The following is a 10,389-nucleotide window of genomic DNA, read 5'->3' as shown; positions in this document are numbered from 1 at the left end:
CGCTCCGCGTCCGCGAGCCGTGGCTCGGGGAGCACCGTGACGGCGAGGCCCGCGCGGACGATGGCCAGCACGGTGGCCACCGCGTTCGATTCGAGCGCGATGCGGGGCGCGAACCGCATGGCCGCGAAGTGCGCGTCCACCCGGGCGCGCACCCGCAGGCCGCGTGACAGCAGCGCGAAGGGCTCCTCCGCGAGCACCTTCATCCCCACGGACTCCGCGCCCGCCAGCGCATGTCCCCGCGCGACGACGAGCGCGAGCCGGCTGTCGAAGACGGGCTCCGCATCCAGGTCCGCCAGGCGCGCGGGGGCATAGCCCAGTCCCACGTCCAGCCTGCCCGCCGCCAGCTGCCGCTCCAGCTTCCGGACGACGGCCTCCTGCGCGCTCAGCGCCAGCCCGGGGTGTCTGCGGAGCACCGCCGCCAGCGCCGGCACCACGAGGCCGCGCATGCTCGGGGGATAACCCACGCGCAGCGCCCCCGTGGCCAGCCCCCGCAGCGCGCCCACCGCGGACAGGCCCGCGTTCACGTCCTCCAGCGCGCGCGAGGCATAGGTGCGGAACAGCTCCCCGGCCTGCGTCAGCCGCACCCCGCTCCGAGCCCTCTCGAAGAGCGGCGTGCCGACCTCTTCCTCCAACTGGTGGATCTGGTGCGACAGCGTGGGCTGGGAGACGTGCAGCCGCCGCGCGGCGCGCCCGAAGTGCAGCGTGTCCGCGACGGCGGAGAAGTAGCGGAGGTGTCGGAGCTCCATGGCGCCATCATAGACGGCATCTATCGACCCGATGAAAACAGACGAATGTACGAATCGACGCCCGCGGGTACATCTTCCTCGCCACGAAGGAGAGGCACCCCATGAAGGCATCGGATCTGTTCGTGAAGGCGCTCGAAGCCGAGGGCGTCCGCTGTGTCTACGGACTTCCCGGAGAGGAGAACCTGGACCTGCTCGAGTCCATGCGCGCCGCGGGAATGCGCCTGGTCGTCACGCGCCACGAGCAGGCGGCCGGGTTCATGGCCGCCACGCAAGGCCGGCTCACCGGACGCGCGGGCGTGTGTCTGGCGACGCTGGGGCCGGGCGCCACCAACCTCGTCACGGCCGCCGCGTACGCGCAGCTCGGCGCCATGCCCATGGTGATGCTCACCGGGCAGAAGCCCATCAAGGCGGGCAAGCAGGGGCACTTCCAGATCGTCGACGTCGTCGGGATGATGCGGCCGCTCACCAAGTCCACCCGCACGCTCGTCTCCGCGGAGCACGTCCCTTCCGCGGTCCGCGAGGCCTTCCGCCGCGCGGAGGAGGAGCGCCCCGGCGCCACCCACCTGGAGCTGCCCGAGGACGTGGCGCGCGAGTCCACCGACGCCGTGCCCCTGTCGCCGGGCGTCCCGCGAAGGCCCGTGGCGGACGAGGGCGCCATCGCGCAGGCGGTGGAGGCGCTCGCGTCGGCCCGCCGTCCGCTGCTGATGATTGGCGCGGGGGCCAACCGCAAGCTGACGTCCGAAATGCTCCGCGCGTTCGTGGACCGCGTGGGCCTGCCCTTCTTCAGCACGCAGATGGGCAAGGGCGTGGTGGATGAGACGCACCCGCTGTGGATGGGCACCGCGGCGCTGTCCGACGGCGACTTCGTCCACCGCGCCATCGAGGCGTCGGACTGCATCCTCAACGTGGGCCATGACGTCATCGAGAAGCCCCCGTTCGTCATGCGCGACGGCCGCCGCACGGTCATCCACCTGGACTTCTCCTCCGCGGAGGTCGACCCCGTGTACTTCCCGCAGGTGCAGGTGACGGGAGACCTGGCCAACGCCGTGTGGCGCATCGCGGAGGGCGTGGGCCCGCGCTCGCACTGGGACTTCACGCCCTTCGAGCGTTCGCGGGCGGGGCTCGACGCGCAGTTCGTGAGCGGCGCCGGTGACGACCGCTTCCCCATCTACCCCGCGCGCTCGTCGCGGAGGTGCGCCGCGCCATGCCGGATGACGGCGTCGTGTGCCTGGACAACGGCATGTACAAGCTGTGGTTCGCCCGCTACTACCGCTGCCGCCGGCCCAACACGCTCCTGCTCGACAACGCGCTCGCGACGATGGGCGCGGGCCTGCCGTCCGCCATCGCCGCGAAGCTCGTCCATCCCCGGCGCAAGGTGGTGGCCGTCTGCGGTGACGGCGGGTTCATGATGAACTCTCAGGAGCTGGAGACGGCGGTGCGGCTGAAGCTCGACCTGACCGTGGTCGTGGTGCGCGACGACGGCTACGGGATGATCCGCTGGAAGCAGGAGGAGCTGGGCCTGCCCGACTTCGGGATGACGTTGGGCAACCCGGACTTCGTCCGCTACGCGGAGGCCTACGGCGCGCGGGGACACCGCCCGGCGAGCGCCACCGAGTTCGGCGCCACGCTCACCCGCTGCCTGGAGTCGGGCGGAGTGCACGTCATCGACCTGCCCATCGACTACACGGACACCGCGCAGGCGCTCGGTGCCGGCGCACTGGTGGAGTCGTGAGCCATGGACACCCACGCGAAGGAGAGGCACCCCATGCTGGCTGAGCGCTACCCGTACTATCTGGCCAACCGCCCGAGGCAGCCCAACGCGGAGCTGGCCGTCACCGACAAGTACTCGGGAGAGGTCGTCACGCGCGTGGCCGTCGCGGACGCGGCCGCCGTGGAGGAGGCCATCGCCGCGGCGGTGCGCGCCGCTGGGCCCATGCGCAAGCTGGCGCCCTACGCGCGGCAGCAGGTGCTGGAGCACTGCGTGCGCCGCTTCCAGGAGCGGGCGGAGGAGTTCGCGCTCGCGCTCTGCATCGAGGCGGGCAAGCCGCTGCTCGACGCGCGGGCGGAGGTCGTCCGGCTCATCGAGACCTTCAAGGCGGCGGCGGAGGAGGCGGTGCGCGGCGGTGGCGAGGTCCTCAACCTGGAGGTGTCACAGCGCACGGCGGGCTACCGGGGCTTCACGCAGCGCGTGCCAGTGGGGCCGTGCTCGTTCATCACGCCGTTCAACTTCCCGCTCAACCTGGTGGCGCACAAGGTGGCGCCCGCCATCGCCGCGGGCTGCCCCTTCGTGCTCAAGCCGTCGGACCGCACGCCGGTGAGCGCGCTGCTCATGGCGGAGGTGCTCGCGGAGACGGCGCTGCCGGAAGGCGCCTTCTCGGTGCTGCCCACGCGCCTGGAGGACGTGGGCCCCTTCATCGAGGACGACCGGCTGAAGCTGTTGTCGTTCACCGGCTCGGAGAAGGTGGGCTGGGACTTGAAGGCCCGCGCCGGCCGCAAGAAGGTGGTGCTGGAGCTGGGCGGCAACGCGGCCTGCGTGGTGGACGCGGACCAGGCAGCGCGCCTGGACTTCGTCGCGGAGCGCATCGCCCAGGGCGCCTTCTTCCAGGCGGGGCAGAGCTGCATCTCGGTGCAGCGCGTGCTCGCGCACGAGTCGCTGTACGACGCCCTGCGGGAGCGGCTCGTGGCGAGGGCCAGCGCCCTGCGTGCGGGCAACCCCCGGGACGCGTCCACCACGCTCGGGCCGCTGATTGACGAGCCCGCGGCGCGGCGGCTGGAGGGATGGATTCAAGAGGCCGTGGCGCGCGGAGCCCGGGTGCTGACCGGAGGAGGGCGGCGCGGCGCGCTGCTGGAGGCCACGGTGCTGGAGGGCGTCCCGGAGGACGCGGCGCTGTGCGCGGAGGAGGCCTTCGGCCCCGTGCTGCTGCTCCAGCCGTTCCGCGACTTCGACCAGGCGCTGCGCCGGGTGAACGCCAGCCGGTACGGCCTCCAGGCGGGCCTCTTCACGCAGGACCTGTCACGCGCGATGCAGGCCTGGGACGAGCTGGAGGTGGGCGGGGTCGTCGTCGGTGACGTGCCCAGCTTCCGGGTGGACACCATGCCCTACGGCGGCGTGAAGGGCTCCGGGCTGGGCCGCGAGGGCGTAAGGTACGCCATCGAGGACATGACGGAACTCCGGTTGCTCGTGCTTCGCCAGAGTCATGTTCCCTCTCCCTCTTGAAGCCGCGAAGGAGGCCCTGATGCCCGTGAAGCCCTTGCCCCAATCCTCCAGCCTCACGAACCCGTCGGCGCCGACGGCGACCTTCCTCAAGGGCATGTCAGGGAACGCGAAGGCCACCAAGCCGCTGACCGAAAGCTCCTACAAGATCCTCAAGGACCGGCTCGACAAACAGGCTCAGCAGATCAAGCAGAACAGCCCCCTCCCGAACGGCGTGCCCAAGCTCGGGTTCCTCCTGGAGCGCGCGAGGATTCCCAGGGCCATCGGCTTGAAGATGGCGGACCTCACCGAGTCCTACAGCCAGCAGCTGTGGGCCCTGTTCGAGGCCGCGCAATCCATCGAAAAGGAAGAGGAGGAGCCCTATGGCCCGGAGCTCGAGGGCGTGCTCGAGAAGAGCCGGCAGACGGCGGAGCGCTTCCAGCAGGCCATGGATGAAATCGAGCGCTGCTACGCCGTTCTCCGCGACGAAAGCCTGCAGGTCGTCCACGCCGCTGCGAATGCCATCATCGGGATGAACACCGACATCCCCACCAAGCTCCAGCTCCTGGAGGTCCTCTTCAAGAAATACAATGTCGACTACCGGCGCCTGCTCGACATCAACACCGGGGCCGTCAGCAACTTCGACAGCCTCGCACCCAGGCAGGTCCTGCTCCCGCTCTTGAAGGGGAAGAATGTCTACAGGAACAAGCAGAAGACGCTCGATTACCTCATGAGCTTCACCACCAAGACGAACAACTCCAAGCAGCTCATGACCCGGAAGGTGACGGACGACGACACGACGATCCAGATGCTGTATCAGGTCCAGCCGAAGTTCGAGACCAGCGTCTTCAGCGACCACGCGGGCTTCGTCGCCAGCTTCTCCACCAACGGCTGTCCGCCCTTGTTTGTCTATTATCATTCCCTGGAGCACGGGAATCAGCACACCACCACCCGGACCGCCTGGAATTACGGCTCCCAGCCGGGCTTTCACCTGCCCGTCTTCGGAACCGGGGGCACGAGCCCGGACAAGTCCACCCTGGCCATCCACGACCACCGCGCGGCCTATCTGAAGAACCTGCCGGGAGAGCTCAACGCGCTGATGACGCTCGCCAGCGCGCAGCAGGGCAACGTCCTGGTGGTCGTCGGAGAGTGCACGCTCGCGATCCACGAGGGCATCCTCGACCTGGTCCTCCAGGTCGCGCAGGATCCGACGGACTGGACGCAGATCCGCCGCATCTCCGAAAGCTCCGTCAACGTCCACGGAGCCAAGACGCAGGCGCTGAACTACGACCTGAAGGTCGTCAATGCGGGCAAGCCGAAGTCCGACGGGACCGACGACTCGGGCCTGGGCGTCCATGCCTTGATGGGGTACCTGTTCCTCAACACCCAGAACCCCAACCCTGGCGTCAGCCTGGAAGCGAGCCTGCTGAGCGTGGGCAAGGACACCCGGCAGAACCTCCTCACCGTGAAGTATGGCCCTCACGACGAGCTGCATGCCTTCACCCACCTGCTCAACAAGAAGGAAAACCTCCTGGCCACGGAGCTGAAGAACTGTGACTACGTGAGCGTGGGCGGGGACCTGAACAACATCACCCAGGGAAAGGAACTCGTCGAAACCCGGGACCGGAATGGCACCCAGTTGAGCATAGGAAGCAATTCGGGCGCGGATGTCATGTACGACAAGATCGTCATCCTGTAGGCCGGACCGCACACCTCCGCGTCCCCTCGGCAATCCCATACGCGGTCCCAGTGGCCCAGGACAGTCAGACGAACCTGCGCGGCGAGCTGACCCGCCGCGGCTTGAAGTACCAGTCCGCCTGGATCATCAATGCCATCCGGGTGACGCAGCGCCCGGCTCGCTGAGCACCTGTTGGAACGATGCGCGCGGGCCTGAACGGGCCCGCGCGCACGCGGTCTCCAGGCTCGCATCGACGCGCCGGACGTGAGGGACTGGACGGATGATTGAGCCTCGCGGCCCGTTTGCCGTGCGCGCGCACCGTCTCCAGGTTCCGGGCCATGGTGGACCTGTACGCGGTGCTTGGCGTGGAGACGAGCGCGGAGGCACGCGACATCCGGCGCGCCTACCTGCGACGGGTGCGGCAGTTCCACCCGGACCGGGACCCCCGGCCTGAATCCACGGAGCACTTCCTGCGCATCCAGGCCGCCTACGACGAGCTGGGCGACGCGGCGAAGCGCCAGCGCTACGACGCCAATCACCGTGACGATGCCCGGAGCGCTCCCACCGCGCCCGCGGCGGGCCCCTTCCACACGGCGACGACCCCAGCCCCGGAGCCAAGGTCGACGCTGAACATCCCCAGGGGGCGCATGAGCGTGAAGGTGCGGATGCATTGAGGCAGGCGGGCGCGCCGGTGGGTTGCGTGTATTGGGATGCCCCGGCTTTGAGCCTGCAGCCCCGTGCTCTTCAACCGCGGACGCGCGTTCTCGCCGGGGAAGAACCCGGACGCGTAGCCGTTCGCGTCCGTGCGGAAGGACGTGTCCAGGTCGCCGCTGGCCTGGCGCCGGAAGCGCGCCTGCCTTGCGTAGCCGTCCGCGAAGCCTTCCGGAGCGGCCTCTACTCCGGACGCCCCTCACGCATAGTCCTGCCGCAGTTGTTGTTTCAGTGTGTCATCCAGGTTGTGCTGGGCCGATAGGAGCTCCCAGTAGTCCGGCCCGCCCACGGTGGGGGCATCGAGCGTGATGCGTCCGGCGACGCGGTGGACGTCGGTGACGAACGCGGCGGCTTCGGGCCCGGTGGCGAAGACGTCCTGCGGCTCATTGTCGAGCACGAGCGTGAAGGGCGCGGGGCCCACGCCTTCGCGCTCCGCGAGCTCCATCCGTCGCTGGAAGTCCGGCAGGTCCGCCATGGCCTCCTCGAGGAGGGACCGTGCCGCTTCGAAGCCCAGGTCGTTGAGGGGGGAGTCCTCCGCCCACAGGTAGAAGGCCTTCTCGGCGCCGTCGACGGTCCAGGTCTCGGAGGGATGGGCCGGGTCGAAGGCGAGCGGCTCCATCAGCGCGCGGTCTCCGAAGCGGGCAACGCCATCCACGGTGACGAGGCGCACCTGCTTCTCCGTGGCGGAGATCAACGTGTCGTAGGGGTCGCCGCCGGTGCCCGCGATGACCAGCAGGTCCGCGAGGGCGTTGGCGCGCAGGGTGCCCACCTGGGTCTGCCAGCCCGCGACCCGGGCGGCGTCCGCCGTCACCGAGCGCACCAGGGTCCGTGACGACAGGGACGCGCCCTGTCGCGCCGCTTCGTGGCGGGCGACCTTCAGCTCCTGGAGGAGGTTCTTGCTGCCGGTGGGGGACCAATCACAGCCGAGCGAGAACGTCACGCCCGCGCCGAGCAGGTCCGACACCTGCAAGGTCTGCCCATACAGCAAGAGGTTGCTGAAGGGGGACCACACGACCTTGGCGCCACTTCCGGCCATCCGGTCCAGCTCCGGGCGCTGCAATCCCAGACTGTGGATTCCGACGAGTGACGGCTGGATGAGGTCATGGCCCGCCAGGTCCAGGTAGCGGCGGTGGGCGTAGTCATCGACGCCTTCGCCCAGGTGGTAGAAGTACGCGGCGTGGGAGTCCAGGGCATGGCGGAAGGACTCGATGTCCGCGGCGTCGTCATGCAGGTCCATCACGCGGGTGCTGCCCGCGGGCAGGTGGTCGTCGCGGGGCTCCTCGACGTTGCGCATGGCGCCCCGGAAGAGGGCCTCTCCGCCGGACACCCGGGTCCGGATCCCCTGGCCGGTGGTGGTCCCGGCCAGCAGCGCCTTGGCTTCGATGTACCGGACGATGGCGCGGGCCGTAGGGGCATGTCCGCCGAGCACGCGGACCGGCAGGGAGATGAGCGGGGCGTAGTCCGCGTGGCGCGGCCACTGGGTGCGATTGAGGTATCGCTTCGGCACCCGCCACAGCGTCAGCACGTCGTAGACGAAGTGGTTGTGCAGGTCGATGAGCCCTGGATACAGCGTCCCCTGGGTGTCGATGAGGGGCGCGTCCCGGAAGGCCTCGGGGAGGGGGCCGCCCGACGGCTCGACCGCGACGATGCGGCTGCCGCGCACGAGGACGCGCCCCCGCTCCAGCACCTCGTCCCGGGAGTTGAGGGTGACCACCCGGCCTTCCAGCACGTAGCGGGGGACCGCGTCGGCGGGCTTGGGGATGGATGCTCCGGTGCTCATGGCGCGCCTCCCGTGGCGACAGGCCTCCCTCGGTCCACGTCAGGCTTCCGCCCACCGTGGCGCGGCTTGCCTGCCCGGGGTGCGTCGCGCGAGGCCGGGAGGCGGCACCCACGAACCCTGGGCCTTGAAGATAGGGATGGAGCGGGGAGGGTGGGGGAAGGGACGGGCCGAGGGCGTCGCCCCGTGCCCGCTTCGATGTTCAAGCATCGACGCAGGTCCACGTGTGCCGTCCATCGCCGCCCCCATCGCGCTGGCGAGCAGGCTGAGCGAAAATCTGTCCATGCCGATCCTCCCGAAAGAGCGAGACCCCAGGCTGATCACGATTCGTCGTGGCGGGAGCCTGACCGACGAGGACCACCACCTGCTCGCGGAGTGGGCCGCCCTCTGCGCGGAGCACGTCCTGCCGTTCTTCGAGAACGCATGCCCCAAGGACACTCGCCCCCGTGACGCCATCGCCGTGGGACGGGCGTGGATCCGGGGCGAGGTGCCGATGCGCGACGCCCACAAAACCGCGTTCGTGGCCAACGCCGCGGGGCGTGGGTTGCCGGACCCGGCGAAATTCGCCGCGCTCGCGGCAGGCCAGGCGGTGGCCGTCGCCCATGTCGCCGCGCACTACCTGGGAGCGGCGGCGTACGCCCTCCGGGCCGCCGCCGCGTCGGTCGCCGAGGGTGACGCGGAAGGGGCCCGTCTGAAGGAACTCGGATGGCAGCGGAAGCGGATCCCCGCCTCTCTCAGTGAGCTCGTCCTCGAAGACCAGCGGGCGCGGAATGACATCTGCTGGGGCGTCTTCACCGGGTGACGCCTTAGGGGGGCGCGACCGGCCCGGCCGGTGCTCAAGCGCTCCGCGACGCGATGAGCGCGAGGTTGCGTGGAGACAGGCGCGGATCGAAGAGCTGGAGGAGCTCGACCTGGAAGCCCAGCTCCTCCAGGAGGAGCGCGCGGTCGAGCAGGAGCACGACCTCCAGCGCCCTCGCGAAGCGATCCCTCAGCAGATGGCAGAGCAAGAGGTCGCGTGTCTCGGCGCGAACGGACACCTCGAAGGCCTCCAGCGCTGCGTCCGTCATGTTGGGTTCAAAGCCCAGGCGCTCCAGGCGGTCGCGCGCGTAGACGGCGAAGGGTCCGTCATAGAGCGCCCGGGGCGCGTCCCCGGCCCTCACGAAGCCGCGCTCGGGAAAGCACTGCCTCGTCAGGAGATCGAACGCGAAGCGCCACGCATACACCCGCTTCATCCGCGCGAACTCCTCCTCGGACTTGTGATGCCGTCCCCGCGTCGTCAGCGCCAGGGCATGCGGGGTGAAGGGCAGCGGATGCGCGCCCCCGAAGCGGGAGACGGGGTAGTCCCGCGGGGCCTCCAGCTTGTCGTAGCAGCAGCCGATGTTCAGGACGAAGCCCGCCTCCTGGCTCTTGCGCAGCTGCGTGAGGGCGAGCGGCCCGCAGGTGTGCAGCCCGATGGAGGCCCGGTCCCGGCCGGAGAAGAGCGGATCAATCCCCGGTTGGAGCCCGTCCTCGACGGAGGCGTGGATGAAACGCAGGGTGTCCCCGCCCGGAGCGTGGGTCCTGGTCAGCCACCGCCGGCCCTTGTCCTGAAGCGCGGCGTCCCGGTCGATGCAGTGGAAGGTCCACCCGAACGTCCGCGCACAGAGGCGGGCGAGGTGTCCCATGCCGCCGCCGATATCGACCGCCTGGCGGATGGAGCGCGTTCTGGGCGCGAGCAGCGCGAGCACGCGTTCGAGCTCATGGGTCTTCTTGGCGCTGAGGCCCTGCGTCTGCGCGACCGTCAGCGCGTGAAGGCCCTCGTGCCAGGGCAGCGCCGTCAGCTCCTGGAGCGCGCCCAGGAGGGCGCCCAGGGACGGAGGCGGGACGCCCACGAGCACCCCCTGGTCCAACTGGCGCTCGCCCGCTTCATCGAGCGTTCGGGCATAGGCCAGCCAGTCCTCCGGATACGCGGCGCCAGACCCCGGCCAGCCCTGGAGGATGGAGCGCGACCAGAGCGGGGACCAGGGCCGGAGCTGGTGCGTGAGCGCCTCGAGTCGCGACTGGAAGTCCATGCCGGCGCATCCTATGCGCCGCCAGGATGAGCGGCCCCTCCGGTCCCAGGTCGGGCACGGAGGCGTTGCCGCAGCTTCTGGAGGACGGTGTCGCTCTTGCAGTACTCAAAGATGTGCAAGACCAGCAATGGGAAGGCTTTGCTGCCCCGGATGTCGGGTCGCAGGGCGGCCCGGCTCGCTTCCACCAGATTGGGAATGTCGAGGAACCCCGGACTTCAAAGGAGTTTGTCATG

At 69.8% G+C, this 10,389-nt stretch carries 7 protein-coding genes and 1 pseudogene; 5 read left to right on the top strand and 3 right to left on the bottom strand.

The genetic code is table 11. The annotated features are described in order from the left end of the window. Window positions 1-746, bottom strand: a 746-nt coding sequence (locus tag ACLEQD_RS08295; RefSeq protein ID WP_410382981.1) for a LysR substrate-binding domain-containing protein, incomplete at its 3' end; no start/stop codon positions are given. Window positions 747-847: 101 nt separating this feature from the next. On the opposite strand from ACLEQD_RS08295, the pseudogene ACLEQD_RS08290 reads away from it, so the two are divergent. The 4 genes and pseudogenes from ACLEQD_RS08290 (at window position 848) to ACLEQD_RS08275 (ending at window position 6,291) form a co-directional block, all read left to right on the top strand. After that, a pseudogene (locus ACLEQD_RS08290) lies at window positions 848-2,478 on the top strand (acetolactate synthase large subunit). 33 nt (window positions 2,479-2,511) lie between these two features. Continuing rightward, a complete protein-coding gene (locus ACLEQD_RS08285) occupies window positions 2,512-3,963 on the top strand; it encodes an aldehyde dehydrogenase family protein (protein ID WP_410382980.1) in 1,452 nt (483 codons plus the stop codon). A 19-nt stretch (window positions 3,964-3,982) separates the two neighbouring features. Then, the gene (locus ACLEQD_RS08280) at window positions 3,983-5,638 is read left to right on the top strand and encodes a hypothetical protein (protein ID WP_410382979.1); all 1,656 of its coding nucleotides are present in this window, start codon (window positions 3,983-3,985) and stop codon (window positions 5,636-5,638) included. A 317-nt stretch (window positions 5,639-5,955) separates the two neighbouring features. Further along, on the top strand, window positions 5,956-6,291 hold the full coding sequence (locus tag ACLEQD_RS08275) for a J domain-containing protein (protein WP_410382978.1): 336 nt from the start codon (window positions 5,956-5,958) through the stop codon (window positions 6,289-6,291). 236 nt (window positions 6,292-6,527) lie between these two features. Here ACLEQD_RS08275 and ACLEQD_RS08270 read toward each other — a convergent pair whose 3' ends face one another. Next, window positions 6,528-8,108, bottom strand: a complete 1,581-nt coding sequence (locus tag ACLEQD_RS08270; protein WP_410382977.1) for an amidohydrolase family protein — start codon at window positions 8,106-8,108, stop codon at window positions 6,528-6,530. Between the two features lie 223 nt (window positions 8,109-8,331). On the opposite strand from ACLEQD_RS08270, the gene ACLEQD_RS08265 reads away from it, so the two are divergent. Further along, the gene (locus ACLEQD_RS08265; protein WP_410382976.1) at window positions 8,332-8,907 is read left to right on the top strand and encodes a putative immunity protein; all 576 of its coding nucleotides are present in this window, start codon (window positions 8,332-8,334) and stop codon (window positions 8,905-8,907) included. Between the two features lie 34 nt (window positions 8,908-8,941). Here ACLEQD_RS08265 and ACLEQD_RS08260 read toward each other — a convergent pair whose 3' ends face one another. After that, the gene (locus ACLEQD_RS08260; RefSeq protein ID WP_410382975.1) at window positions 8,942-10,156 is read right to left on the bottom strand and encodes a methyltransferase; all 1,215 of its coding nucleotides are present in this window, start codon (window positions 10,154-10,156) and stop codon (window positions 8,942-8,944) included. Between the last annotated feature and the right edge of the window lie 233 nt (window positions 10,157-10,389).

The sequence above is a fragment of the Corallococcus sp. 4LFB genome (assembly GCF_046520365.1).
GTDB classification, from domain to species: domain Bacteria; phylum Myxococcota; class Myxococcia; order Myxococcales; family Myxococcaceae; genus Corallococcus; species Corallococcus caeni.
This window is presented reverse-complemented; position numbering and strand designations above follow the sequence as displayed.

Bases quoted from the DNA above. Each gene is read 5' to 3' on its own strand.
- ACLEQD_RS08270 (WP_410382977.1), bottom strand. From the start codon at position 8,108: ATGAGCACCGGAGCATCCATCCCCAAGCCCGCCGACGCGGTCCCCCGC.
- ACLEQD_RS08280 (WP_410382979.1), top strand. From the start codon at position 3,983: ATGCCCGTGAAGCCCTTGCCCCAATCCTCCAGCCTCACGAACCCGTCG.
- ACLEQD_RS08275 (WP_410382978.1), top strand. From the start codon at position 5,956: ATGGTGGACCTGTACGCGGTGCTTGGCGTGGAGACGAGCGCGGAGGCA.
- ACLEQD_RS08285 (WP_410382980.1), top strand. From the start codon at position 2,512: ATGCTGGCTGAGCGCTACCCGTACTATCTGGCCAACCGCCCGAGGCAG.
- ACLEQD_RS08260 (WP_410382975.1), bottom strand. From the start codon at position 10,156: ATGGACTTCCAGTCGCGACTCGAGGCGCTCACGCACCAGCTCCGGCCC.